Here is a 26,269-nt window from a genome sequence, read left to right on the forward strand (position 1 = left end):
CCTTTTTGCGCATGACGGGATGACGGCTTTTGAATTCAGGGCAGACGGTTGGACTACTGATACTCGCGGCGCTGTTGACGGGGTGCGGCACCTCGCCGCCCCGCTCGCCGGAAAACATCTGCGAAATCTTCCGCGAAAAGAGCGACTGGTACGACGCCGCGCAAGTCACACAAAAACGCTGGGGCGTACCGATCCAGGTGCCGTTCGCGATCATGTATCAGGAGTCCGGCTACCGCTACGACGCCAAGACCCCGCGCAAATACCTGCTCTGGGTGATTCCATGGGGCCGGGTGTCGACCGCTTCGGGTTATGCGCAGGCCAAGGATGAAGTCTGGTCCGACTATCAGAAAAGCACCGGCAGAAACTGGGCCGACCGCGAAGACTTCGACGACGCCATCGACTTCGTCGGTTGGTACATGGACAAAACCACGTCGATCAATGGCGTCTACAAATACGACGCCTATGGCCAGTACCTCAACTACCACGAGGGCTGGGGCGGCTATCGCAACAAGACTTACGCCGCCAAAGCCTGGCTGATGCCGACGGCGCGCAAGGTGCAGAATCGCTCCGACCTGTATGCCCAGCAATATGCCGGGTGCAAGGAAGACCTCAACCGAGGTTTCTGGAGCCGCTTCTGGCATTGGCTATAACACGGCCCCCTGTAGGAGCTGCCGCAGGCTGCGATCTTTTGACTTTGATTTTCACAAACAAGATCAAAAGATCGCAGCCTGCGGCAGCTCCTGCATAGGGTTAGTGTGTTACGCCGTCCTCCTTGTGGGAGCTAGCCTGCTAGCGATAGCGTCCGTTCAGACGCTAAACGTCCAACGGCTACAACACCGAAAAGTTGTAACTCACAATCAACCGGGTCTCATCCACGTCCCGGGCGAACTTTTCATAGTTCGTCCGGTAAGTCGCATTACGCAAACGCAAGCTCACATCCTTGAACGTGCCCGTCTGAATCACGTACTTCAACTCACTGTCGCGTTCCCACTCTTTACCTTCCTGATCGCTGCCCAACACCTTGATGTGGTCACCGTTCACGTAACGGGTGAGGAAGCTCAGGCCATTGATACCGATCGCCTTGAAGTCGTAGTCATAACGCAACTGCCAGGAGCGCTCCTGCGCCGCCGCGAAGTCGTTGACCTGCACATAGTTGACCAGATACGGATTGCTGCCATCGAGGTACGGCATTGAATTGTCGCCGTTCATGCGCTGCCAACCACCACTGAAGGTGTGGCCGCTGATGGCGTAGGACAGCATGCCGCTCAACGCGCGGTTGTCGATGGCCCCGGCCTTTGCATCGCCACTGTCGGCACTTTTAAGCACCCGCAGGTCAGCTTTCAAAACACCATTGCCCAACGGCTGATTGGCCAACAAACCGACGAAGTGCTGACGGTAGATGTCTTCCAGCTCAGCGTAGTGATACTGCGCAGTCAAACGATCATTGATCTTGTAGTCAAAGCCGTACATGTCGAAATGGTCGGCAGTGGTGTTACACGCGTAGCGCTTGTTCTTGCAGTGCACGCGGATGTCTTGGGAATCGGTGGAATCACGCGCGGTGTACTTGTCCAGACGCGCCGCCATAAACGTCAGGTCCTTCACCTCTTTAGAGGTCAGCATCGCGCCGTTGAACATGGTCGGCAGCAAACGCCCGTCGTTGTACTTGAGCAACGGCAGATCCGGCAGCAGCGCGCCGTATTTGAGCACCGTATCGGAGACGCGCACCTTGGCGGTCAGCCCCAGTTTTGCGTACTGATCCTTCGAACCGCGCGGGTCCTGCCCGCTGGAAGGCAGCAACCCGCTGTTGCTGCTGTCGGCGCTGGAATCGAGCTTGAAGCCGAGCATGCCCAGCGCATCGATACCGAAGCCCACAGTGCCCTCGGTGTAACCCGATTGCAGATTGAGAATGAAGCCCTGTGCCGACTCTTCGCGCTTGGATGCACCCTGGTCGTTGGAAGTGTGCCCATCACGAAAGTCGCGGTTGAAATACACCGTGCGCGATTCGATTTTCGCGGTGGTGTCTTCAAGAAATCCACTGGCCTGAACCTGCGCGTTAAAACCGGCGCACAGCACAAAGGTTCCGAAGCCCAATGACAGGCGCGGGGTGATGAGGGGGAATGGGGGACGCATCAAAAACTCCAACAATGCAGCGTTTGCGCACACGCGCAATAAGCCAGAAAAATAGCTCCCGTCCCGGGTCAAAATTGAGCCGAGAGGAAGTGAACACGCAGGGGTGAGTTGCAATGATGGCAGATGGCTTTGACGTGCTACAGACGACTTTAGTCTGAAACTGACCGGCAATTCTTTAGCGCATGGCCAGTTGATTGCACACAAACTTTTGTCGTAAAAATCCAGCAAACGCCCGGTTTCATTAGAAAAAAAGCCCTGCCTAAGGGTTTTCCCTATAGGTCACGGGGCGCCTTCCTACGGCATTTGCGCCTTGAATGAGGCGGTTTAATCCTCCATCATCCGTCTCCTGCTTATTCAACGGACGGAATTCAAGGCATGCTGGACGCCAACGCAACCCACATCACCCTCACGCTCGAAGGTGCCAACGCCGACCTGCAAGTCCTCAGCTTCACTGGTCGCGAAGCCCTCAACGAACCGTTCCGTTTCGACCTCGAACTGGTCAGCGCCCGTCCCGACCTTAAACTTGAAGAGCTGCTGCACAAGCCCGGCGTGCTGACCTTCGGCGCCACCGGCGAAGGCAAGATCCATGGCCTGGTCTATCGCATCGAGCAAGGCGACTCCGGCAAGACCCTGACCCGCTACAGCATCAGCCTGGTGCCGCAACTGGCCTACCTGCGGCACAACCACGACCAGCAGATCTTCCAGCAGCTCACGGTGCCGAAGATCATCGCCCAGGTGCTGGAAGATCGCGGCATCCTTGCCGACGCCTACAGCTTCCAGCTCGGCGCCGAATACCCGGAACGCGATTACTGCGTGCAGTACGACGAATCCGACCTGCATTTCATCCAGCGCCTGTGCGAAGAGGAAGGCATCCACTTCCACTTCCAGCACAGCAGCAGCGGCCACAAACTGGTGTTCGGCGACGACCAGACCGTGTTCCGCAAACTCAAAGCCGTGAGCTACCAGCAAGACTCCGGCATGAGCGCCGACAAACCGGTGATCAAGCGCTTCAACCTGCGCCTGGAAACCCGCACCACCCGCGTCAGCCGCCGCGACTACGACTTTGAAAAGCCGAAGATCCTGCCCGAAGGCGCAGTCAAGACCGAGTTTGCCCCGGACCTTGAGGACTACGACTACCCCGGCCGCTTCACCACCCGCGAGCGCGGCAAGTTCCTCTCGACCCGCGCACTTGAACGCCATCGCAGCGACTACAAACTCGCCGAAGGCAAAGGTGACGAGCCAACCCTCACCAGCGGCCACTTCCTGACCCTCGCCGAACACCCGCGCGCCGAGTGGAACGATATGTGGCTGCTGCTGGAAGTGCTTCACGAAGGCAAACAACCGCAAGTGCTCGGCGAAAACGTCACCAGCGACGTCACCGACAACAAAAGCGATTTCCACCAGGGCTACCGCAACAGCTTCATCGCCACCCCGTGGGACGCGCACTACCGCCCTGCCCTCGAACACCCGAAACCAAAAGTCCTCGGCAGCCAGACCGCCATCGTCACCGGCCCGAAAGGCGAAGAAATCCACTGCGACCAATACGGCCGCATCAAGGTCCAGTTCCACTGGGACCGCGACGGCCAGGCCGACGACAAAACCACCTGCTGGATGCGCGTCGCCAGCGGCTGGGCCGGCGCCGCCTACGGCGGTATCGCCATCCCGCGCATCGGCATGGAAGTCCTCGTCACCTTCCTCGAAGGCGACCCCGACCAGCCACTCGTCACCGGCTGCCTGTACCACAAGGAAAACGTCGTCCCCTACGACCTGCCGGCAAACAAAACCCGCAGCACCTTCAAAACCCTCAGCTCACCGGGCGGCAAGGGCTACAACGAATTCCGCATCGAAGACAAAAAGGGTGTGGAGCAGATCTACATCCACGCCCAGCGCGACTGGGACGAAAACATCGAGCACGACCAGAAGATTCGTGTGGGTAATGAGCGGCATGACACCGTTGAAGCCAATACGCTGAGCGAGTTCAAGGTTGAGGAACACCGGATTACGCATCTGGATCGTATCAGTGAGATGCGCGCGGATGATCACCTGACGGTTGCGGTGACTCAGCATGTGAAGGTGGGTACGGCGCAGTTTGTTGAGGCCGGGACGGAGATTCACTATCACGCTGGCGAAAAGGTTGTAATTGAGGGTGGCATGGAGCTGACCGCCAAGGCTGGCGGGAGCTTTGTGAAGGTTGATGCGGGTGGTGTCACGATCAGTGGCGCTGAAGTGAAGGTTAATACCGGCGGTGCGCCGGGGGTTGGTACGCCTGCTGCCCCGTTACTGCCGGGGATACTAAAAATAGCTGATGCAGACAAACCCGGGTTACCGCTTCTGGCATTGATAAAACAAAATATCTTGTTCCGCCGCACCCGATCCGGGGTATGCGAAGTTTGTGAGGCAGCTAAAGCAGCCAAAGGAGCGAAGCAATGACCACGCTTCCGAATCCTCAAGGATTCCTTTTGATAGATGGCGCAAGGTTTGATGACGCGTTGAAATGGTTGCCTAAAAAGTATCCTGGCCATCGCTTCATGCCACTACTGCAAGCCACTCATTATGCCCCGATAGCTGAAGCAGGCCCCATATTGCTTGAAGCTCTTAGCGACAGCGCAGCTCGGAACGACTGGTTGCAAGGCGATGCAAACTTAAATGACGCCGTATGGCTACAAACTCAAAGGCCAATGGTTGAAGTTTTTAAGCTCCTTCAGCGCCGTACCCGGATCTACTCTCCTGACCGCCAAGAATATTGGTTACGGCTGGCCGACGGTCTACCACTGCGTCAGGCATGGCTATCAGGAGCAAGCTGGCCGGCCGGTTTTTGGTTCGGAGTTGAAAGCGTCTGGTTACGTCATGAAGGAAGAGTGCAGCTCGCGTGGACCAACAACTTCCCTGATCTAGATAGCGCTCCAGCTGATACCGGCATTGATGCGCAGATTGTGCTCGACTGGCCTTTGTTACAAGCTCTGGCAACAGATACAGATACTCCGCAGGAGGCGGTGTAATGACTGACAAACCGACTATCAAACCCGCAGCGTGTCCGTTGATTACCGCTGTAGTACCGTTGCGTTATGCGATTGGACCCTCTCACGCTATTGATGTGAGCGCGTTCGACTTGCCACCTGTGAACGGAACGTTTCCAGAGTTGGGAGATGACAACGACGCCACCCGCGATAAGGCACTGAACTACACAGCGCGATTACTACGTAATGGTTGGTTGTACGTTTGGCAATCATCTCCTGAAAAGCTGATTGAGTTTAGTGTTGAAGCTGCGATGTTGCAGGAGACCTCTCGCGGCGGAAAAGTACTTGACGCATCCTCCAAACCCTACTTGATGTTGCCCGCAGGGACACCCGCGATGATCTCGTGGTCTCCCGTCAAGTGGAGCGACAGACAATTCTCCGCAGCGAAAGATCAAGCCAAAGTCCGCACTAGAGTCATGCGCAACTTCACTCCTGGCGCCGCACCCGCTAGCGGCAAAGCCGCTAGCATTCATGAAAGCATCGGCGATTATATGGAGCCTATTGGTTTCAAATGGAGTTGCGTGCCGGAAACCAAAAATAAACCTAATTGGTCATCAATGTTAGATGACATGAAGCGATGCGAGCAGCAAGCTTATGTTATTGCTGATGATCCTTGGGGGGTTTGGATTGATTTGGCAGGCTTGATTCGCATTCAACATTTAGAATACGAAAAACGTCGTACAACACGCGCGCATGACTGGTCCGTGGCAGGAGTTCTCAAATCACTCTCTGATAATGACCCACAGATTAAAAGTCTTCTGCCCACGATCACGCGATACAACGATTTGAAAACAGCTTGGGCAGAACTAGACAGCGAAGAAGAAGAATACTCCAAATCTCGCCGCCTCCTTTCGATTCTATGGAACGATTGGATGACGACATTTCAACGAAAGGGACCCTCTACGCTGGATACAGCAGCAGGCCATTTTGATATTGAAGAACGAATCGCTCGCGGCGATCTTGAGGCGCATTTTGCAGCCGCCTGCCTAGGGCCGTCTAGTTGCAGCCTTAGTGCTAAAGCACTCGCAAACGCACTCGACCCGGACAAACAGGAAGCTGGTCAGCCTTGGCTCCTTTGGGCGCTGCTAGGGCTCGGAAAGCGTATGGCTCCAGCAGACATCAAATCACTGATCGACCTCGGTGACGGCATTAAAGATAACGCTAGCCCTCTTAGCAAGGAAGCCGCAAAACTAGGCCGAGCATTCACGTTAGCCGCAATAATAAATAAAACTGCAGATAAATTGACCGCATTAAGCCCAGAAAAAGCGAGGGAGGCACTCTTTTTAGCATTATCTCCAGCGATCGCCCCACATTTACACATAAGCGCTGACGAAGTAGATAATGTCAGCAAAGTATTTGTAGGCGCAGCACTGGGACGCAGTAGCCAGCGTTTGTTAGTCACGGAAGCGAGCAATCGCCAAATAGGGGAATGGCTATCTGACGTAATGGATAGCGACTCTACAGTTGTCAAACAAAGTCAACTGGCAAGCCCGCCAAGCACCGCACCAAAAGAATTACCTTTCTTTTCTCTATCGCCAGCATCGGCAGTGGCAAAACCAGCGGAAAAACTAGGATCCATCTCCCATTTGGTAAGTTCGGATAGAGATCCAAAAATACTATTGAATATTAGCAAGACCGCACTGAAAACAGCCCCAATAAAGTGTCTTGTGACCCTAACCGCCGCACTTAATTTTGGCTGGGCTGTAAAAGACTTCATCAGTACACCTAGTGCAAAATCTGGACTAAACGCAATTGGCGGCGGAACGGGCGTAATTTCAGCGGCTAATGCCGTAACACAAAAAGTCGCCGAGTTGAATTGGGAAGCCGTTTTAAAGGAGGCCGCGCCAAACTCAAATAACTCCCGCCTCCTCCTTACTGAGGCTGTCGGCCAAGCGGCAAAAACAACGCTCCTTCAAGCTATAGTTTCAGCATTTGACATCGCCGTTTATGGCATAGAAGCATTTGAAGCATTTAATTCTACTGATTATGATACTGCAGCCATCAACGCAGGACTCAGTGTCGCTTCTGCTGCCAACCTTTCTATCTATGTGAAAACATTCAGAGTTCTTCGAGCGGCCCGCGCTGCCGTCATCGCAGGAGATGCTGCAACAATTGGACGTGGGGTGAGTCAAGCACCACATTTAGCATTCAAAGCCTTAGGCGTAACAATACTAATCGTTGGTGGAATAATTGCACGCTTATACACCCAAGATACACCATTAGAAAAATGGGTCAAAGGAACCAGTTTCGGACTCAACCCAGACAGCTGGTCCTCCACTTACAAAGATACAATGATCCAATTATACAAAATACTATTTCCAATAACCTTCGATGCTTATCGATTGAGCGAAATGAACCCATACAAAGGTATGATTGAAAGCACCTACCTCATCCTGAGAATGCCTGGAAAAACCGTCATCGAGGATTCAACTATAAGATTCGAAGGCGAAGAAGTTTGGGGCGGTATTTTTGGCTTGGGAAGCAAGCGCGAAAAAGTTTCTTGGACTGGCAATAGCTTTGACAAACACGCCGGCACACGCGTCAACACTGAAACAGGAGTTGCAACATACAGACGCGTATATCATGTAGATCGTGAAGGTAGAGCGATTAACAATATATATGGACAGCTCTTTTATTCCCCACTTGAAGGCATGACACTACCGCCCATCGAAATCAAGGAGCTGGCATGGTTTTAAGAACAGCAATGAAAAAAATCATGGCGAAATATGGTGATGCTCCTGCCGCAGTTCTTAGTGACGACGAGTCAACGGGGCAGCAGCCACTCGAACTTTTTATAACTGATGAACACACAGAACACTATCTTTCACTGAACGTTGGCAGTGATAGAAACCGCGGCATGCTTAGCGGACTTCTCGGGGGAGTTTCAGCTCTAATCGCACTAATCATTGGCGTTTGGATGGCTTTACTCGGCAAGTGGGACGGAGTGGGTTGGATGTTACTTTTCGGGCTGCCGCTGTTCATTTTTCCAATTATCATCGAAACAAGACGTGCTTTACCACTTCCGATAATTTTCAACCGACGAACACAGGAAGTCTATTTCGACAACGAAGGAGAGCTCTATCATACTCCCTGGAAAGGGATAGAGGCTGTAGCTTGCGAGTTCGACATAATCGGCCTTTATTCTGGGAGCATCCGAAACGCCTCGCTTGAAGTATTAATGAAGCGACTGGGAGAGCCTGAAAACGAAATCATGGTCAGCATTGGTACGCCGGCGGGAAAGTCTTTGGAAATGCAGAAAGGATTTTGGGAATACATTCGCTCCTATATGAACAACGGCCCATGGTTCGACCACAATGGAGCTCATTGCGAATCGGATGACTTTATAAAAAGCCAGCTAGACCTAAATTTAAAACAATCTGAATACTTAGGTGCATGGCGAAAAATCATTCGTGAAAAAAAGGAAGCTGGAGGCGGAAGCAATTACTTAACTGGCACTGATTTTTTGATGCTACTAAACAACATAGTCTTCTATCCTTCAAACAAGATCCAAGACTTTGTTTATGAAAGAGCAAAGCGTCGCTCGCGCAACCGTTGGCCCACTGTCGTAACTGAACGACTGGAAGCGGATGGTCCAATGACAAGATTGATTGATTTAGAACGCGAGCGTGGTCTCCCTGCTTAATTAAGTCCAGGGGATCCTCAGCTTGGTAGGGGCATGTACAGCCACCGCATAAGCTTATAGAATCCAAGTTAAAAGTACCCGTTTGATTCTAATCTAGGAAAGATTGAAGTGTGACTCATCGGTTCGCGATCGGTGAAGTCCCCTTCGAGCAATAAGCCGGGATATAAGCTCCTGCCTTTGGACTTTATGCACTTGATAGACATTGCTGCGTACGCACGCCGAAAACGAACATGGCGAAGGAGACGAATAGCCCTAGCTGTGTTGGCCTTACTGCTTTGCTACGCCGCCCCGAAAATACTCGGCCTGCTTCGCACTCCAGGTGCAATGATGACCTCGGAAAACTATATGGATCGCCCGATATTTAGCTTCTGGGTCAACGATTTTTGGGGTGGGAATTTATACGCCATGAGTGGCGGAGGAATCATGTGCTGCACTCGCTTCGGAGGTGAGACTGCCAAAGTCATCTGGATCTTGGACATGACTCGGCAACAGCAATTACAAGGTGCAGTAGAAGAGCGTCATGAGATTGAGCTTCCGTTACCAAAGCGTCAATCAGGAGACCAGTATCTGCACGTTCGGTTCGATCCCGGCAATAACGTACGTCTGGGCTGGAGTCCGGATCTTTTTAGCCCTTTTGAAACGCGACCCTCCAAGAAAAATGCTGGAAGCATAGGGGCGCAATGAGAGTTCGTGATTTAGCGAACCCCCAACAGTGGCTTCGTACAAAAATATTGGTCAGCGTGGCTGATGCTGCTGGCGGCCTTTTCGATCCCTTTTATTCATGATCAAGTCCGTACGCCAGGTGCAGCACTCACCTCTCACAACTACACGGACCGAACTATCGGGAGTTATTGGGTTAACGACCATTGGGGTGGTAACGGAGGTGTAACTTGCTGTTGGAGCATAAGCGGTGAATCTGCAAAAGTTGTCTGGATTCTGAGCATGTCTCAAGCTCAAGAAAATCAGGGAATGAAAATTGAAAGGCATGAAACTCAAGTGGCTTTGCCTGAACGAAGTCCAGGAGATGACACGTTGCATGTCTACTTCTTCCCGAACAAACGGATTGAGTTGGTGTGGGCAGCCACGACGCTGGATACGCTACCTCGCCCAACGGAAGTCTTGATGCGTTAACACACGGGCCGAGTCTCACTCCCTACCCGTGTCTATATCACTGCAATTACCCCATCAAACTGGCGCCTTCCAATTCAACATCTGCTGCTGCGCCACCTGCAGCAAATCGTTGCCATCCTGCGTCAGCAGGTACAGCGCATGGGTAATGTGTGGAATGTCCTGAACATCAGCGTGTTTGAAGCAGAGGCAATGCAGGGTTTCGAGCAGATCGGCCGAGGCGCGGACGCGCTGGACGGCGGCTTCGAGGATGTCTTTGGGGTTGGCTTCGGTGTCGATGACCAGGGGCGCGCTTTCGGTGACGCCGCTGTTGAGGGGGATGTAGCGATTGGGGAGCGGATTAATGATTGGCATGGGTGATTACTCATAATGGGGCAAAAGTAACCGCCGGCACTGTGACCAAACAATGGGAGGCGGACTGTATACAGGCTTGGTCAACCGAGATAACCCCAACTCAGCTCGCTCGAAAGCGATCCTGCACACAGCCGCCACAACAGAGCACTGCGAGGACATAGATGTCCGCAGCGCAAATGATGGCACATTTGCAATGGGGTGAACGCTCAGGTGACCAAACCCGAATCGCTGATTTTGCAGCGACACCAAACCATAACTGCCCCGCTCCAGCCGCCGAAAGCAGACAAGGCATCTGTCCTTGTAGGAATCCGGCCTGCCTGCGCAGGAAATCGCCCCGCTCCCTGACAGCCGGCATTCAGCCCGGTTAACCATCGCTTAACGCTGCGGTCAAAAACTCTACTGAACCGCACGCCCTCAGCGCTTCTGGCTGACGCCCAGTGCGGCAGGTTTGGCTATATCACGCCGAACTCTAGAACCGCCACACGGGAGTTCCCTTATGAACATTCGTCCGTTTCTGCTGACCACCGCCCTCGCCTGCACCGCGTTCGTCGGTTTGGCCCAAGCCAACGACACCAGCGCCACATCCAAAGCCGTGCCTTATGAGTACGGCATGCCATTGCATGTGGCGAAGGTCGTTTCGTTGACTGAGCCGCCAACCCTGGATTGCAAGGTGATCACTGCCGACATGAAGTACATCGATAACAACGGCAAGCCTGAGGAAATCAGTTATCGGAAGCTGTCTGACGCGTGCAGTTATCAAAACTGACGGAACGCTCTGATTTGCGGCTTTGCGGTAGGCGGGGAGTGTTTCGCGGGGTTATGCTCGGGGCCCTTCCTCACTGCCGCAAGGATTCGCCATGCAGTTGTCGTTTCGCACGTTGTCGGGCATTACTTCTTCGTTGTGCTTTCTCTTGGCGTTGGTCTGGGGCTTTTTCCCCGACGTGTTGCTGGCGCTCTGGAGCATCGCGTATTCCGACGCAGCCGGTTTTGTCGCGCGGCGCAGTGCGGTGCTGTTTGCGGCGCTGGGGCTGATGTTTTATCTGGTGCGCAGTGCGCCGCCATCGCTTGGGCGCAATGCCCTGAGCAACGGTTTTATCGTCGGCTGTTTGGGTTTGGCGGTGCTGGGCTTTGCTGAATGGCTTAACGGCCACGCCGGCCCCGGGATTCTGCTCGCGGTGCTGGTCGAGTTCGCGCTGGGCCTTGGTTTTGTGCAGGCCCGGCGCGTGACGGTCGAACTGGGTGAAACGGTGCGTTAGATGGCTCTGGATCGTGGACTGTAGTGATGTGGCGTCGCCTGTCGCTCCAGATCCGAGCGTAGCCCGGCGATCAGTTCGTTGATCTCGCGACAGCCGTTCAAATGACTGGCATCAATGCCGCTAACCAACAAATCGACCTGGTCGGTCTGGTGATCACCGAAAACCTTGACAGTCATCGACATGTCCGGCGAGAGCGTGCATTGGCAGCGTTTAGGCAGAAAGCTGCTTTCAATGATATTGCGTAGTTCCAAGGCAGACAGAAACATGGTGAACCTCTCCTTCTAAATGAAACTGCCAATCAACGCTTCACGTTGACCGCTTTTGCTGCCCCTGCACGGGTGTGTCCCCGCTGTTTCCTTGGTGCGGCTGGCGGTTGTACGGCGAAATGCCTCTTGGAGTGTAGGCGCCCGAACCCGGTGCGCTGCACCCGATAGACGCATAAAGCGTGCCTTCCATCGGATCGTTTTGACCCTCGTCAAATCAAGCACTTGGCGCTGAGGCCAGCATTTGGCCAGTTGCAAAATGCAAGAATCGCCCTGACAGGCCCTGCAAATTGCAACTCGGCGCCGGTTTGCATTCGACACGCGTGAGGGTAAGAATGCCCCTCAATCCACACTACACCCGCAAGGAGGCTTCCATGGGTTCTTTCCGTACTTACGCGACCACCGGCCTGATCGTTGCCAGCCTGTCCACCCTCGCCCACGCGGCCAAACTGGAAGATGTGGCGCCGTATCCAAAGGCTGAGGCCGGTTTCACTCGTCAGGTCATTCATTTGCCCAAGCAAGATCAGGAAGAGAACTTTCAGGTCGAGATTCTTGCAGGCAAAACCCTTGAAGTTGACTGCAATCGCCAACGTCTGGGCGGCATGCTCGATGAGAAGAACCTCGAAGGCTGGGGTTACTCGTTCTACCGGCTGGAAACAGTCATCGGCCCGATGAGCACCATGATGGCCTGCCCGCCCGGCTCCCAGAAGAAGCGCGCGTTCGTGCCCGTGGTCGGGGATGGCTTCATGCTGCGTTACAACAGCAAGTTGCCGGTGGTGATTTATGCCCCATCGGACGTTGAAGTGCGTTATCGCATCTGGTCCGCCTCGGACAAAGTCGGCACTGCCCTTCAGGAATAAGCTGAACAAGGAGCGTCATCGGTGATTACCTGCCACGTCAAATACGTGATCGACCCTTATCAACTGGCCGAATTCGAGGCCTACGCCAAGGCTTGGCTAGGCATCGTCGAACGCCTCGGCGGCACCCACCACGGCTACTTCCTGCCGTCCGAGGGTGCGAGCAATATCGCCTATTGCCTGTTCAGTTTTCCGTCGCTGGCCGATTACGAAAGCTATCGGCATATCGCCCTGACCGATCCGGAAAGTACCGCGCTGGTGCAATCACTGGTCGAGAAGAAGTTCATCGTCAGCTATGAACGCAGCTTCCTGCGCCCGCTGCTGCCCTGATCGCCATCAGGCAGCAAGCAGCAGCGCGACGAATACAGGTTGATCAAATAGCGATTGTCAACTTGGTTATACCTGTCAACTCTGACAGTTATGCAACTCATCCTGATGCCGTAGTTTGAGCACTCACCGGGAATTCATTCCCACCGTGTTCATGCATCAGGAGCATTGCGATGAGCCTTTCAGAATCAAACACTGCCAATGTATTTACTGCCGACGTCAATGGGGGCGAACGCCCTTTGTTCCGCGCGGACACTACGAAAATAATCGACAGGCTTTCTTCAATACCGACTCCACACTGGCAAGGTTTCGGTACTCAGAACATCTCTTCAGACCCATTTGATCCGGTGCAGGTACACCTGAGTGTCTTCGTCGCCAAGGGGGTGGCGCCAGGAACCTATGAGATTGGCGACAGTTCAGGAAACGTTTGGGCAAGTTATGTCATTCAAAGGTCCGGCAGTATTGAGGCTTATCTATCCATAGACGGCGACGTCACGCTGAAAGCCGTGCCGTCGCCTGACAATAAGCGACTGGAGGGCACTGTTTCATTCACCGGCAAATACCAAGACAAGCAAGTCAGGATCACCAATGGCCAATTCAATTTGATTGAACAGGCCTGACATTACACCGGCGCCGCTGCAGCGGCGCGCTCGGCGACGTGGCTCAGGCTATCGAAGTTGATATTGGCGCCGGAATCGATCGCCACGAAGGTTTGATCCCGGACGCTGCTTCGCGCCACATACTGTTTGATCCCGGCCACGGCCAATGCGCCGGAAGGCTCGGTGATCGAGCGGGTATCGTCGTAGATGTTCTTGATCGCCGCGCAAAGGTCGTCGTTGCTGACCGTGATCACTTCGTCCACGCAGAAGCGGCACACTTCAAACCCATACTCGCCGATCTGCGCCACGGCCACACCGTCAGCGAAGGTGCCGACGCTCGGCAGTACAACGCGCTGCCCCCACTGCATCGCAGCTTTCAGGCAGGCGGAGTGCTCGGACTCGACGCCGATGATGCGCACTTCCGGCCGCAGGTATTTGACGTAGGCGGCGATGCCGGCGATCAAACCGCCACCGCCGACCGGAACGAAGATCGCGTCCAGCGCGCCTTGATGCTGACGGAGGATTTCCATCGCCACCGTACCTTGCCCGGCGATCACCTCCGGATCGTCGAAAGGCGAAACGAAGGTGCGCCCGGTCTGCTCGGCCAGTTGCAGCGCATGGGCCAGGGCGAACGGGAAGCTCTCACCCTGCAGGAGCACCTCGCCGCCGCGACTTCGTACGCCAAGCACTTTGAGTTCGGGTGTCGTCGACGGCATGACGATGGTGGCAGCAATACCCAACTCCCGCGCTGCCAGCGCAACGCCTTGGGCATGATTGCCGGCCGATGCAGTGATCACCCCGCGCGCCTTCTGTTCGTCGCTCAACTGCACCAGTTTGTTGTAGGCGCCGCGGATCTTGAAGGAGAACGTCGGTTGCAGGTCTTCGCGCTTGAGCAAGATGCGGTTGCCCAGTGCTTCGGACAACGCCGGCGCGGCCTGCAATGGCGTGCGTATGGCAATGTCGTAGACCGGCGCGGCGAGGATCTTCTTCACGTATTGCTCAAGCAAGGCTTGCTGGTCGGCGCTGTGCGGCATGGTCGTCTCCTGACGTTTTGATCAGAACCCCGGAGACAGAAAATGAAAACCCGCCTCTAGGGCGGGTTGGGTGCTGCAGTCGTGAGCTAGCCCGCCAAATGAGGAATGGCGGTAATAATGCTTGGCTGGCAGCGCAATACGGTGGAAGTCATGGGCTGGAAATTAGCCCGAGTGGTGCTCGCGCGTCAATGGCCAATTCCACGCGACAAAGGTAGGGTGGCGACTCTGCTCATCACTTCAAGGAACGAATGCATGATGTCTATCGCCCTGCCCCTCACGGCTTTGCTCGCTTTTGCTGGTTATACCGTTTCGGTGATGCTTCAGGCCGAGCAGTCGCTGATCGACTTCGGCATCAGTCTGATGTCGCGCCCGGATACTGCGCAGGTGGTGATTGACCTTTACTTGCTGGCGACACTGGCCGGCGTATGGATGGTCAAGGATGCCAAGGCGCGCGGGCAGACTGTGTTGTCGGTGGTGCCTTATTTGTTGCTGACGGCGGTTTTTGTGTCGGTTGGGCCGTTGTTGTATCTGGTGGTTCGTGGGGTTCGGGAGCGCAAGAACGTTGTCGATGTGCCTCAACTGAGCTGATCCGGATTTTAGGTTGATGGTGGATCAGCCTTCGCGAGCAGGCTCGCTCCCACTGGGAGATTCAGCCAAGTTTTACGGCGATGAAGGCCGCGGTTTCGTAGGGAACTGTTACGACGTCTCGGCCGCGCAATTGCGGCTCGGCATTGATCAACGCGCGAATCTGCTCGTCGACCTGCGCCCGCTGCGCGTCCGGCAATGCGGCGATAAAACTGGTGGAGCGCACTCGATTGAAAATCACGTCTTCCGGCGATCCGGTGTGGCCATGGTGAAAATGCTGGACTTGCAACGCGCCGAACGCCGGGTGCGGAAACGCCGCCCGCCAGGCACCGGTGTAATAGCGCGGCGTGTCGCCTTCCAGAGCATTTACGATTGCATCGAGTTTCGGCACCCAACTGATTTGGGTGTCGCGCAGGTTCCAGATCAGCCCCAACTTGCCACCAGGTTTGAGCACGCGGGCGATTTCCGTCAGCGCCTCAGTGCTGGCGAACCAGTGAAACGCCTGGGCGCAGACCACCACGTCGACCGAAGCATCGGGCAACGGCAAATCCGTTGCCGTCCCGCTCACCGCCAGTACCTGCGGCCAGGCATCCGAGAGTTTTTCCAGCATCTGTGCCACCGGTTCCACGGCAATCACTTGCGCGCCGGTCGCTACCAGCCGCCCGGTGAACTTGCCAGTGCCAGCGCCCAGATCAATCACGGTTTTATGACCATCCAGACTCAATGTGGCGGTCAGCCACTCACTGACCTGCGGCGGGTAATGGGGGCGCCCTTTGACGTAGGTGTCGGCAGCGGTTTTATAGCCGGCGGCGGCTGAGTGATGGACCTGATCTTTCATGGCAACTCCTCTTGCGGCAAAGCTTCGGATCAACGGCGGATGCCCACGAGCATAGCGCTTGAATTTACGCCTGCCTTGAACAGTCACTGACAAAGCAATGAATAAAATTTCACCCTGTGGTGTTCAAAGTCAGACATAACCCTCTGTGGAGCCTTGCCCATGACTATCCGTTCCGTTATGTTCGCCGCCCCGTTGCTGCTGGCCGCTGTCCTGTCCAGCCATTTGGCATTTGCCGATGGCGATGAAGGCGAGCCGGTCAAGAAGCCCGAATGCCCCAAAGGCCAGGTCTGGGACAGCAAAACGCAGAAGTGCGTATTGCAAACCAGCAGCCTGTTGCCCGACGCTGATCGTACTGACTACGCCTATCGCCTCGCCAAGGACGGTCGCTACGATGAAGCGCTGGCGCTGCTCGATACCCTGCAGCAACCGAACACCGCCAAGGCCCTGAACTATCGCGGGTATGCCACGCGCAAACTGGGCCGTACCGACGAAGGCATCAGCTATTACCTGCAATCGGTGAAACTCGATCCGCAGTATGCGCAAGTGCGCGAATACCTCGGCGAGGCCTATGTGATCAAAGGCCGCGTCGACCTGGCGCAGGAACAGCTACAGCAAATCAAATCGATTTGCGGCACGTCCTGCGAGGAGTACCAGGATTTGGCTGAAGCCATCAACAATTCAACGAAAACCTGAGCATCAATTAGCGGAGGCGATCATCGTCAGCGATCAGGCATTCAGAGCAGAACTCGGCCAGCATCTGGCGCGGCTGTGGCGCTACGGTTTGCTGCTGTCGCGCAATCGGCACGTGGCCGAGGATCTCGTGCAGGCCACTTGCGTGCGCGCGCTGGAGCGTTCTGCGCAGTACGCGGCCGGCACGCGCATGGATCGTTGGCTGCTGAGCATTCTGCATTCGATCTGGCTCAATGAAGTGCGTGCCCGCCGCGTGCGCCACGGTGCCGGCCAGGTCGATGCCGATGGGCAACTGGCGTTCGACGGTGAGCACGCAGCGCAGACGCACGTCATGGCCGCACAAGTGATTCGTCGCGTTGATGCATTGCCTGAAACTCAACGTGAAACCGTGTACCTGGCCTATGTCGAGGGGTTGTCCTATCGCGAAGTCGCCGAGATTCTGCAGGTGCCGATCGGCACCGTGATGAGTCGTCTGGCCACTGCCCGCCTCAAACTCGCCGAATACCCGCCGCTGCAATCCGTGCCGAAACCCACCGAAGGAGACCGCTCATGAATACACCTTCGGACGAGCAACTGGTGGCCTATCTGGACGATGAGCTCGAGCCGGATTATCGCCGCCAGCTCGATAACGCCATCGCCGACGATCCGCTGCTCAGCCTGCGCGTGCAGTGGCTGAGCCGCAGCAGCCTGCCGTTCAAGAACGCCTACGATGAACTGGCGCAACAAGCGCCGCTGGATCGTCTGCAAGCGCGCCTGGATGCCATTCCTGCGCCGGAAGAGCCGGGGCTGAGTCGACGCTGGTTTATCGGTGCCGCCGCCGCTGCATTAGTGGCGGGCGGCGTGCTGGCCGACCGCTTGTTTCTCGGTTGGCAGGCACAGCAACCGCATAACTGGCGCGGTTTGGTCGGCGACTATATGGCGCTGTACGTGCCGCAGACTCTCGACCATCTGCCCACGGATGAGGCAACACAGCGTGCGCAGTTGCGTACTCTGGATGCTCGCCTTGGCCTGAATCTTTCACCCGCCGGATTGAAACTGCCAGGCGCCGAATTCAAACGTGCGCAGATGCTCGAATACGACGGTGTACCGATTGCGCAGATCGTGTATCTGGACGCCCGGCATGGGCCATTGGCGTTATGCGTGACGCGCTCGAACAGCGGCAGGCAGCCCTTGGCGCACGAGCGTCGGCACCAGATGAACGTGGTGTATTGGACCGAGCGTGAACATGCCTGGATGCTCATCGGTCATGACACCGCCACAGGGTTGTCGGAGAAAGCGGATTTATTGAGAAGCCGTTTGGCTGTATGAAAAAACCACTTCTATGCTGAGCAAGTGATTTCCAAGGAGGATCCACCCATGACTACTGCTTCGCGCACTGCATTACTGGTGATCGACGTTCAGAACGACTTCATCCCCGGCGGCAGTCTGCCGGTGCCTGAAGGCGACCGGATTGTGCCGCTGATCAACCAGCTCGCGCGCCAGTTCACCCAGGTTGTCATTGCCCAGGACTGGCACCCGAAAGGACATGCCTCATTCGCTTCCAGCCACCCCGGCCGTCAGCCCTACGAGGTTATTCAACTGCCTTACGGCGAGCAGAAACTGTGGCCCGACCATTGTGTGCAAGACACTGCCGGTGCCGAGTTCCATCCGCAACTGCACCTGCCACATGCCCAGTTGGTCATCCGCAAGGGCTGCAATCCTGACATCGACAGTTATTCGGCGTTTCTTGAGGCCGATCGGCGCACCACCACGGGGTTGGCCGGCTACTTGAAAGAGCGCGGAATCGACACGGTCTACATGGTCGGTCTGGCGCTGGATTTCTGCGTGATGTTCTCGGCGCTGGATGCACGGGCGGCGGGGTTCAATGCGTTTGTGGTGCTGGATGCGTGCCGGGCGATTGATCTGGATGGATCGCTGGCGGCAGCGATTGACCGGATGCAGAGCGCCGGGGTCGGTTTGCTCCAATCCACCGACCTGCTCTGAACTGCAGGAGCTGCGGCACGCTGCGATCTTTTGATCTTGATCCATAAAAACAAGATCAAAAGATCGCAGCCTCGTTTCATTCGACAGCTCCTACAGGGCTTTGCGGATCAGGCGTTCGTGGGCAACCAAAGCCGGAATCGCGCTCCGCCCAATGGCGAGGATTCGACCGTCAGCGTTCCGCCCTGCGCTTCCAGTGCGCGGCGGCTGATCGCCAGCCCCAGGCCAAAACCACCGGTGGCCCGGTCACGGCTGCGATCAAGTCGATAGAACGGTTCGAAAATTCGCTCGCGCTCATCGTCGGGAATGCCAATGCCGTCGTCATCGACCCAGATCTCGCAACCTTTTGCACAAACCTGTACGCCAATTTGAATGCGCTTTTCGCAGTAACGCATGGCATTGCGCACCAGATTCTGGATCGCCCGGGCAGTCAGTCGCGGATCAAGCGAGAAGCGCTCGAGTTGTCCGTGCAACAGCACATCAATGACGATATCAGGCGACTCCAGTTCTTCGTCGACACTCCCCAGAATGCTGTCGATGAATTCGTCCAGCGACACTTCGACCTGTTCCGGACACTGCGCAGGGTTCTGCAAGCGGCTATACGACAGCAACTCCAGCACCAATTCATCCAGCTCACGGATATGCGCGACCAAGCCCTGCAAGCGCTCGCGGCTCGCAGCCGGCAAGTCGTCGGACAGAGCCAGCGCCAGACCGAAATCCAGGCGCGTCAACGGCGTGCGCAATTCGTGGGAGACCGCATTGAGCAGGTCGCGCTGTTGGTTGAGCAGGTTCTCGATGTCGCCGGCCATGGTGTCGAACACATTGGCCAGGCTGCCGATGTTCGAACTCGAGGCGATGTTCGTGCGTTCGCTCAGATGACCTTTACCAAAACGCTCGGCAGTGCCCTTGAGGCGCTCCAGATCGCGCCAGTGTGGACGCAGCCACATCAATAGACAGGCGAGTAGCGTTGCGCCGATCAATACGTTGATGCTCCAGTACAACAGATCGACGTCCATCGGGTCTGGCGGTACCACCATTTGCACCGCCATGTTGTCGTCCAGCGGTGCGACTGCAAGTGTGCGCCAGCCCCAATCGCCGATACGCACCACGTTCTCGCCACGCAGCAGTCGCTCACGCTCGATGGCGGTGAATTCGGCATCGTCGATGCGCGCCAGCACGATGTGCAGCGGCTGGAAGTCCTTGTCCATCGACGCTGCCACGGCGGGCCATTGGTCCTGCGGCACGGCGTGAAACTGTTTGGTGATCAGCGATTGCAGGCCACGAGAGTAGTCGAGGTTGTAGGTGACAAAGCGCTCCCGGAACGCCATGACCACCAGATCCGGCACCAGATAGATGGCCGCGCTGTACGAGACAATCGTCACCAGATACAGACGAAACAGGATGCGAAACATCAGATCAGCATTCCCATTCGGAACGGCTGAACAGATAACCCTTGCCCCACACCGTCTTGATCTTGCGCGCCTCGCCGGCATGGTCATCGAACTTGCGCCGCAGCTTGGAAATCGCCACGTCCACCGAACGATCAGTGCCGTTGAATTCGATACCGCGCAAACGTTGCAGAATCTGGTCGCGGCTGAGCACTTCGCCGGCGTGTCGCGCCAAAACCACCAGCAAGTTGTACTCGCCGCTGGACAACTCGACCGGCTGATCGCGCCAGCTCACGGTGCGTTCGGACAAATCGATGCAAAGGTTGCCCATGACGATGCGGTCGTTGACCGTCAACGGTTCGCCCAGGCTACTGCGGCGCAGCAAAGTACGCACCCGTGCAAGCAACACGCGCGGTTCGCAGGGTTTGGTGACGTAATCGTCAGCGCCCATTTCCAGGCCCAGCACCTGATCGTGGCTGTCATCGCGGGCGGTGAGCATCAGGATCGGCAGCGTCGCCGAGTCGGCGCGCAGCAAACGGCAGACTTGCAGGCCGTCGAGCCCCGGCAGCATCAGATCGAGGATCACCAGATCCGGTGGATTGACCCGCGCCCGCTCACGCACATGGTCGCCACGGCCAATCACGCTGACGGAATAACCGTTGCGCTCCAGGTAGCTGGAAATCAGTTCGGCGAGGGCGGTGTCGTCTTCGACCAGGAGGATGTTGGGCATGGGTGATCCAGAAAGTGCTGTGGCGACGGGTCGGGCCTCATCGCGAGCAGGCTCACTCCTACTTTGGTTCTACGTCAGCCACACATTTTGTGACCGCCACAAACACTGTAGGAGTGAGCCTGCTCGCGATAGCTATTGAACTGTCGCAATAAATTTCAAGGGCTGAAGGATATACGCCCTCACCCGTTTCTGAGTAAAACCCTTACACAATTTCACACAGCGCCTACAAAGCTTCACCGCTACTCTCGGCAACTGCCCGTAGGATGCGGGCATCAATATTGGGGGTGGTAAATGTCGAACAAACTGCTGGCCGGGCTCGGCCTGATCGCCATGGCGCTGACGCTGAGCGCCTGTGACTCGTCTTCGAACGCCGAAGAGCAGGCGCCGCCAGCCACCGTGCGCACCGAGACCATCGAAGCCCGCCCCCTTTCGATCAGCAGCGAACTCAGCGGCCGCATCGCCGCGCCGCGCATTGCCGAAGTGCGTGCCCGGGTGCCCGGCGTGGTGCTGCAACGCACCTACCGCGAAGGCAGCGACGTGAAAAAGGGCGACGTGCTGTTCCGCATCGATCCGGCACCGTTCAAGGCAGATCTGGACAGCGCCGATGCCGCCTTGCGCAAGGCCGAGGCCAATGCCTTTCAGGCGAAGTTGCAAGAGCAGCGCTACGCGCAGTTGATCGACGACAAGGCCATCAGCGCCCAGGACTACGACAACGCCCGCGCCAATGCCCGGCAAACGGCCGCCGATGTCGCCGCCAGCAAAGCCGCGGTGGAACGGGCGAAGCTGAACCTGGGTTACGCCACCGTCACCGCACCGATTTCGGGCCGTATTGGCCGTGCGCTAGTCACCGAAGGCGCACTGGTCGGCCAGAACGAAACCACGCCGTTAGCGCTGATTCAGCAACTCAACCCGATTTATGCCGACCTCACCCAGTCGACCCGCGAACTCAACGAACTGCGCCGGGCGTTCCGCTCCGGGCATTTGCAGGAAGTCGGGCAGGATCAGGTCAAGGCCACCCTGATTCAGGACGACGGCAGTCTGTATCCGCTGCCGGGCAAACTTTTGTTCAGCGACATCACCGTCGACCCGGGCACCGGCCAGATCATTCTGCGCAGCGAGTTCCCCAATCCCGATCTCGACCTGTTGCCCGGCAGCTTCATCCGCGTGCGCCTGGAACAGGGCACCATCCAGAACGGCATCACCGTCCCGCAACGCGCGGTGCAGCGTGACAGTGCCGGTATTGCGCAAGTGTTGACCGTCGATGAGCAAATGCGTGTAGCCGAACAAACGGTGCAGCTGGGCGCCGTGCAAAACAATCGCTGGATCGTCACTGGTGGCCTCAAGCCCGGCGACCGCATCGTTATTGAAGGCCTGCAACACGCCCGCCCCGGTGACAAGGTGCAGATTGACGACACCCCTCTTCCACTCGCCCAGACCTCTGGTCAGTAAGCAGGACGCTTTTATATGCCGCAGTTCTTTATCGAGCGCCCCGTATTTGCCTGGGTGGTCGCCTTGTTCATCCTGTTGGCCGGTGCGCTGGCCATCCCGCAATTGCCAGTGGCGCAATACCCCGACGTCGCGCCGCCACAGATCGAAATCTACGCCGTGTACCCCGGCGCGTCGGCGCAGACCGTCGATGAAAGCGTGGTCAGCCTGATCGAGGAAGAGCTCAACGGCGCCGATCACCTGTTGTACTTCGAATCGCAAAGCAGCCTGGGCAGCGCCACGATCAAGGCAACGTTCCAACCGGGTACCAACCCGGAACTGGCGCAGGTCGACGTGCAAAACCGCCTCAAGGTAGTCGAGTCGCGCTTGCCACAAGCGGTGAACCAGCAAGGTTTACAGGTAGAGAAAGTCTCCTCCGGTTTCCTGTTGCTGATCAGCCTGACGTCCAGCGACGGCAAACTCGACGACGTAGCGCTCAGCGATTATCTGGCGCGCAACGTGATGAACGAAATCAAGCGCCTGGATGGTGTTGGCAAAGCACAGTTGTATGGTGCCGAACGGGCCATGCGCATCTGGATCGATCCGCAGAAGCTCATCGGTTTCAACCTGACCCCGGCAGACGTCAACGCCGCCATCGTCGCGCAGAACGCCCAGGTGTCGGCGGGCAGCATCGGCGATCTGCCTGCGCCGTCGACGCAGGAAATCACCGCGACGATTCTGGTCAAAGGCCAGTTGTCGACGCCGCAGGAATTCGCCGACATCGTGCTCAAGGCCAACCCGGACGGTTCCACCGTTCGTATTGGAGATGTGGCGCGGGTCGAGATCGGCAGTCAGGAATATCAATTCGGCACTCGCCTCAATGGCAAGCCGTCCACCGCCGTTGGCGTGCAGTTGTCGCCGGGCGCCAACGCACTGAACACCGCGACGCTGGTGCGGGCAAAGATGGACGAGTTGTCGCGCTACTTTCCGGCCGGCGTGGAATACAAGATCCCATACGACACCTCGCCATTCGTGAAGGTCTCGATCACCAAGGTGGTCTATACCCTCGGCGAAGCGATGCTGTTGGTGTTTGCGGTGATGTTCCTGTTCCTGCAGAACGTGCGCTACACACTGATCCCGACACTGGTGGTGCCGGTGGCGCTGATGGGCACGTTCGCCACCATGTTGGCGATGGGGTTCTCGATCAACGTGCTGACCATGTTCGGCATGGTGCTGGCCATCGGCATTCTGGTTGACGACGCCATTGTCGTGGTGGAGAACGTCGAACGGATCATGGCCACCGAGGGCCTGTCTCCCAAGGAAGCCACGCGCAAGGCAATGACGCAGATCACTGGCGCGATCATCGGCATCACCTTGGTGCTGGTGGCGGTATTCATACCGATGGCGTTCATGCAGGGTTCGGTCGGAGTGATTTACCAGCAGTTCTCGTTGTCGATGGCGACATCGATTCTGTTCTCGGCGTTCCTCGCCCTGACGTTGACGCCGGCACTGTGCGCAACGCTGCTCAAGCCAATTGCCAAAGGCGAGCACCACGAGAAGAGCGGCTTCTTCGGCTGGTTCAACCGCCGCTTCGAGCAACTGACCAACCGCTATCAGGGTTGGGTCGGCTATGCGCTGAAACGCACCGGGCGGTATCTGCTAATCTACGTCGTGTTGCTGGTTGGTCTGGGTATTTGCTTCATGCGTCTGCCCTCCTCGTTTTTGCCGGTGGAAGATCAGGGCTACACGATCACTGACATTCAACTGCCACCCGGCGCGACCAAAAACCGTACGGTGCAAGTGGCCGAACAGCTTGAAGCACATAACGCTGGCGAGCCAGGCATCAGTGACAGTGTGGTGATTCTGGGTTTCAGCTTCTCCGGTAGTGGGCAAAACGCGGCATTGGCGTTCTCGACGCTGAAGGATTGGTCGCAGCGCGGTAGCGACGACTCGGCCAGCTCGATTGCCGACCGCGCCAACATCGCCTTGAGCCAGATCAAGGACGCCATGGCGTTTTCCGTGCTGCCGCCCCCCGTGGACGGCCTCGGCACGTCCAGCGGCTTCGAGTTCCGCCTGCAGGATCGCGGTGGCCTCGGCCACGCAACACTGATGCAGGCGCGCACCGAGTTGCTGGCAGCTGCCGAAAAAAGTCCGGTGCTGATGAATGTGCGTGAAAGTGCGCTGGCCGAAGCACCGCAGGTTCAACTGGAAGTGGACCGCAAGCAGGCCAATGCCTTGGGCGTGTCGTTTGCCGATATCGGCAGTGTGCTGTCCAGCGCGGTGGGCTCGACCTACGTCAATGACTTCCCCAATCAGGGTCGGATGCAGCGTGTCGTCGTGCAGGCTGAAGGCGATCAACGCAGTCAGGTCGATGACTTGCTGAAAATGCACGTGCGCAATAACGCAGGGAAAATGGTGCCGCTGTCGGCCTTCGTGCAGGCCAAGTGGATTCAAGGCCCGGCGCAACTGACCCGGTACAACGGCTATCCGGCGATTGCGATTTCCGGCGAACCGTCGCCGGGCCACAGCACCGGTGAGGCCATGGCCGAGATTGAACGCCTTGTCGCGCAAGGGCCGAAAGGCCTGGGCCAGGAATGGACGGGGTTGTCGTTGCAGGAACGCTTGTCCGGTAGTCAGGCACCGATTCTGCTCGGTTTGTCGCTGCTGATCGTGTTTCTGTGTCTGGCGGCATTGTATGAGAGCTGGTCGATTCCGACTTCGGTGTTGCTGGTGGTGCCGCTGGGTGTGCTCGGCGCGGTACTGGCAGTGACGCTGCGCGGGATGCCCAACGACGTATTCTTCAAGGTCGGCCTGATCACCATCATCGGTCTGTCGGCGAAGAACGCGATCCTGATCATCGAGTTCGCCAAGAGCCTGTACGACGAAGGCCACGATTTGATCGACGCCACGCTGCAAGCCGCACGCTTGCGTTTGCGTCCGATCGTGATGACCTCGCTGGCCTTCATCCTCGGCGTGGTCCCGCTGGCGATTGCCACCGGCGCCAGTTCGGCGAGCCAGCAAGCCATCGGCACCGGGGTGATCGGCGGGATGATCACAGCCACGTTGGCAGTCATCTTCGTCCCGGTGTTCTTCGTCGTCGTCATGAAGCTCGTACAACGATTCACCAAACCCCACTGATCCAAACTGTAGGAGTTGCCGCAGGCTGCGATCTTTTGACTTTGCTTTTAAAAAACAAGATCAAAAGATCGCAACCTGCGGCAGCTCCTACAAAAGCCCGGTGGCGTGCGCTATGGTGCAGGGATCCATCACTGATGTGAGTCTCCATGCGCTTCCTCGCCCGCACCCACCCTCGCCTCTCCGCCGCAACTCTGTTCGGCCTCGCCACTGGCCTGCTGGCCCCCGCCGACTCCATCGTCAGCAAAATCCTCATCGGCTGGAACGCGGGCGTCTGGACGTACCTGATTCTGATGTTCTGGCTGACCGTGCGTGCCAAGGCCCCGGACGTCAAACGTATCGCTGAAGTCGAAGACGAAAACGCCGGGCTGGTGCTGTTCGTGGTGTGCATTGCCGCCCTCGCCAGTCTGGCGACCATCACCTTCGAACTGTCGGGCAGCAGGGATCTGGAAACCACGCGCAAACTCCTGCACTACGGCTTCACCGCGCTGACTGTCATCGGCTCATGGTTGTTGATCGGGGTGATTTTCTGCGTGCATTACGCAAGGTTGTATTACACGTGGGATGGCGGGGAACCGGCATTGCGCTTTGCTGAAGGACTTACAACGCCGAATTATTGGGATTTTCTGTACTTCTCGTTCACCATCGGCGTGGCCGTGCAGACGGCTGATGTCGGCGTTGCGACACGGGACATGCGCAAGATCGTGCTGGCGCAGTCATTGATCGGGTTTGTGTTCAATACGGCGATTCTGGGGTTTTCAATCAACATCGCGGCGGGACTGTTTGGCTGAAACTCGTCGAATCTCCGAAGCTGTATAGACGCGCACTCGATTGCTCCCCTTTAATCAGGCGGCATTTACTATCGGTGTTGCGTTCTCAAACATTTAGGG

Annotated in this window: 26 protein-coding genes and 1 pseudogene; 20 read left to right on the forward strand and 7 right to left on the reverse strand. The window is 56.9% G+C overall.

From position 1 onward, the window contains the following. Positions 1-29: 29 nt before the first annotated feature. Positions 30-650: a hypothetical protein gene (locus tag PSH79_RS14640; RefSeq protein ID WP_305437995.1), complete on the forward strand. Its 621-nt coding sequence runs from the start codon at positions 30-32 to the stop codon at positions 648-650. A 178-nt stretch (positions 651-828) separates the two neighbouring features. Here the strand turns inward: PSH79_RS14640 and PSH79_RS14645 are convergent, their stop codons facing one another. Next, positions 829-2,130, reverse strand: a complete 1,302-nt coding sequence (locus PSH79_RS14645) for an OprD family porin (protein ID WP_305437996.1) — start codon at positions 2,128-2,130, stop codon at positions 829-831. A 375-nt stretch (positions 2,131-2,505) separates the two neighbouring features. Between PSH79_RS14645 and PSH79_RS14650 the strand changes: the two genes are divergently transcribed. From PSH79_RS14650 to PSH79_RS14675, 6 genes are all read left to right on the forward strand, one after another. Then, positions 2,506-4,560, forward strand: coding sequence for a type VI secretion system tip protein VgrG (locus tag PSH79_RS14650; protein ID WP_305437997.1), 2,055 nt, complete (start codon positions 2,506-2,508; stop codon positions 4,558-4,560). Further along, positions 4,557-5,129: a DUF4123 domain-containing protein gene (locus PSH79_RS14655; protein WP_305437998.1), complete on the forward strand. Its 573-nt coding sequence runs from the start codon at positions 4,557-4,559 to the stop codon at positions 5,127-5,129. Before PSH79_RS14650 ends, PSH79_RS14655 begins: the two co-directional genes overlap by 4 nt. Then, on the forward strand, positions 5,129-7,843 hold the full coding sequence (locus PSH79_RS14660; RefSeq protein ID WP_305438000.1) for a toxin VasX: 2,715 nt from the start codon (positions 5,129-5,131) through the stop codon (positions 7,841-7,843). Before PSH79_RS14655 ends, PSH79_RS14660 begins: the two co-directional genes overlap by 1 nt. Then, on the forward strand, positions 7,834-8,790 hold the full coding sequence (locus PSH79_RS14665; protein ID WP_305438003.1) for a hypothetical protein: 957 nt from the start codon (positions 7,834-7,836) through the stop codon (positions 8,788-8,790). The genes PSH79_RS14660 and PSH79_RS14665 overlap by 10 nt, the downstream gene beginning before the upstream one ends. Before the next feature lie 327 nt (positions 8,791-9,117). Further along, positions 9,118-9,474: a DUF3304 domain-containing protein gene (locus PSH79_RS14670; protein WP_305438004.1), complete on the forward strand. Its 357-nt coding sequence runs from the start codon at positions 9,118-9,120 to the stop codon at positions 9,472-9,474. A 63-nt stretch (positions 9,475-9,537) separates the two neighbouring features. Continuing rightward, complete coding sequence (locus tag PSH79_RS14675; RefSeq protein WP_305438005.1) at positions 9,538-9,921, forward strand: DUF3304 domain-containing protein; 384 nt, start codon at positions 9,538-9,540, stop codon at positions 9,919-9,921. 54 nt (positions 9,922-9,975) lie between these two features. Here PSH79_RS14675 and PSH79_RS14680 read toward each other — a convergent pair whose 3' ends face one another. Beyond that, complete coding sequence (locus PSH79_RS14680; RefSeq protein ID WP_100848441.1) at positions 9,976-10,272, reverse strand: hypothetical protein; 297 nt, start codon at positions 10,270-10,272, stop codon at positions 9,976-9,978. Positions 10,273-10,768: 496 nt separating this feature from the next. Between PSH79_RS14680 and PSH79_RS14685 the strand changes: the two genes are divergently transcribed. Then, positions 10,769-11,038 (forward strand): DUF2790 domain-containing protein, encoded by a 270-nt coding sequence (locus PSH79_RS14685; RefSeq protein WP_305438006.1) that lies wholly within the window; start codon positions 10,769-10,771, stop codon positions 11,036-11,038. A 91-nt stretch (positions 11,039-11,129) separates the two neighbouring features. Further along, a complete protein-coding gene (locus PSH79_RS14690) occupies positions 11,130-11,528 on the forward strand; it encodes a hypothetical protein (RefSeq protein ID WP_305438008.1) in 399 nt (132 codons plus the stop codon). Here PSH79_RS14690 and PSH79_RS14695 read toward each other — a convergent pair. After that, a complete protein-coding gene (locus PSH79_RS14695; protein WP_305438009.1) occupies positions 11,525-11,794 on the reverse strand; it encodes a DUF1652 domain-containing protein in 270 nt (89 codons plus the stop codon). The two genes, PSH79_RS14690 and PSH79_RS14695, sit on opposite strands and share 4 nt — an antisense overlap. Before the next feature lie 371 nt (positions 11,795-12,165). Here PSH79_RS14695 and eco point away from each other — a divergent pair, with 371 nt between their 5' ends. The 3 genes from eco to PSH79_RS14710 all read left to right on the forward strand — a co-directional run bounded on the left by eco (position 12,166) and on the right by PSH79_RS14710 (position 13,595). Next, positions 12,166-12,651, forward strand: a complete 486-nt coding sequence (eco, locus tag PSH79_RS14700; protein ID WP_305438010.1) for a serine protease inhibitor ecotin — start codon at positions 12,166-12,168, stop codon at positions 12,649-12,651. 21 nt (positions 12,652-12,672) lie between these two features. Next, entirely contained in the window at positions 12,673-12,978 is a 306-nt protein-coding gene (locus PSH79_RS14705) for an NIPSNAP family protein (RefSeq protein WP_305438011.1), read from the forward strand. 170 nt (positions 12,979-13,148) lie between these two features. Further along, positions 13,149-13,595, forward strand: a complete 447-nt coding sequence (locus PSH79_RS14710) for a hypothetical protein (RefSeq protein ID WP_305438012.1) — start codon at positions 13,149-13,151, stop codon at positions 13,593-13,595. Positions 13,596-13,618: 23 nt separating this feature from the next. On the opposite strand, the pseudogene ilvA reads toward PSH79_RS14710, so the two are convergent. Then, positions 13,619-14,608 (reverse strand): annotated as a pseudogene (ilvA, locus tag PSH79_RS14715) (threonine ammonia-lyase, biosynthetic); the annotation flags it as partial. Positions 14,609-14,860: 252 nt separating this feature from the next. Between ilvA and PSH79_RS14720 the strand changes: the two are divergent. Beyond that, positions 14,861-15,196, forward strand: coding sequence for a DUF2834 domain-containing protein (locus tag PSH79_RS14720; RefSeq protein WP_305443976.1), 336 nt, complete (start codon positions 14,861-14,863; stop codon positions 15,194-15,196). Between the two features lie 61 nt (positions 15,197-15,257). Here PSH79_RS14720 and PSH79_RS14725 read toward each other — a convergent pair whose 3' ends face one another. Continuing rightward, positions 15,258-16,031: a class I SAM-dependent methyltransferase gene (locus PSH79_RS14725; RefSeq protein ID WP_305438014.1), complete on the reverse strand. Its 774-nt coding sequence runs from the start codon at positions 16,029-16,031 to the stop codon at positions 15,258-15,260. Positions 16,032-16,190: 159 nt separating this feature from the next. On the opposite strand from PSH79_RS14725, the gene PSH79_RS14730 reads away from it, so the two are divergent. From PSH79_RS14730 to pncA, 4 genes are all read left to right on the forward strand, one after another. Continuing rightward, on the forward strand, positions 16,191-16,724 hold the full coding sequence (locus PSH79_RS14730; protein WP_305438015.1) for a tetratricopeptide repeat protein: 534 nt from the start codon (positions 16,191-16,193) through the stop codon (positions 16,722-16,724). A gap of 64 nt (positions 16,725-16,788) precedes the next feature. Next, positions 16,789-17,274, forward strand: coding sequence for a sigma-70 family RNA polymerase sigma factor (locus PSH79_RS14735; RefSeq protein WP_370872663.1), 486 nt, complete (start codon positions 16,789-16,791; stop codon positions 17,272-17,274). After that, positions 17,271-18,029, forward strand: a complete 759-nt coding sequence (locus PSH79_RS14740; RefSeq protein WP_305438016.1) for an anti-sigma factor — start codon at positions 17,271-17,273, stop codon at positions 18,027-18,029. The genes PSH79_RS14735 and PSH79_RS14740 overlap by 4 nt, the downstream gene beginning before the upstream one ends. A 48-nt stretch (positions 18,030-18,077) precedes the next feature. Further along, positions 18,078-18,704, forward strand: a complete 627-nt coding sequence (gene pncA, locus PSH79_RS14745) for a bifunctional nicotinamidase/pyrazinamidase (protein WP_305438017.1) — start codon at positions 18,078-18,080, stop codon at positions 18,702-18,704. A gap of 107 nt (positions 18,705-18,811) precedes the next feature. On the opposite strand, the gene PSH79_RS14750 is transcribed toward pncA, so the two are convergent. Further along, positions 18,812-20,113 carry an ATP-binding protein gene (locus PSH79_RS14750; RefSeq protein WP_305438018.1) on the reverse strand — a complete coding sequence of 434 codons (1,302 nt, stop codon included), beginning with the start codon at positions 20,111-20,113 and terminating at the stop codon, positions 18,812-18,814. A gap of 4 nt (positions 20,114-20,117) precedes the next feature. Beyond that, positions 20,118-20,819, reverse strand: a complete 702-nt coding sequence (locus tag PSH79_RS14755; protein ID WP_187678934.1) for a response regulator transcription factor — start codon at positions 20,817-20,819, stop codon at positions 20,118-20,120. A gap of 291 nt (positions 20,820-21,110) precedes the next feature. Here PSH79_RS14755 and PSH79_RS14760 point away from each other — a divergent pair, with 291 nt between their 5' ends. The 3 genes from PSH79_RS14760 to PSH79_RS14770 all read left to right on the forward strand — a co-directional run bounded on the left by PSH79_RS14760 (position 21,111) and on the right by PSH79_RS14770 (position 26,170). Beyond that, a complete protein-coding gene (locus PSH79_RS14760; RefSeq protein ID WP_305438020.1) occupies positions 21,111-22,268 on the forward strand; it encodes an efflux RND transporter periplasmic adaptor subunit in 1,158 nt (385 codons plus the stop codon). A 15-nt stretch (positions 22,269-22,283) separates the two neighbouring features. After that, positions 22,284-25,382 (forward strand): efflux RND transporter permease subunit, encoded by a 3,099-nt coding sequence (locus PSH79_RS14765; protein WP_305438021.1) that lies wholly within the window; start codon positions 22,284-22,286, stop codon positions 25,380-25,382. A 146-nt stretch (positions 25,383-25,528) separates the two neighbouring features. Beyond that, on the forward strand, positions 25,529-26,170 hold the full coding sequence (locus PSH79_RS14770) for a DUF1345 domain-containing protein (protein ID WP_305438022.1): 642 nt from the start codon (positions 25,529-25,531) through the stop codon (positions 26,168-26,170). Positions 26,171-26,269: the final 99 nt, after the last annotated feature.

Origin of the sequence: Pseudomonas sp. FP2196 (genome assembly GCF_030687715.1) — a bacterium.
Taxonomy (GTDB): Bacteria; Pseudomonadota; Gammaproteobacteria; order Pseudomonadales; family Pseudomonadaceae; genus Aquipseudomonas.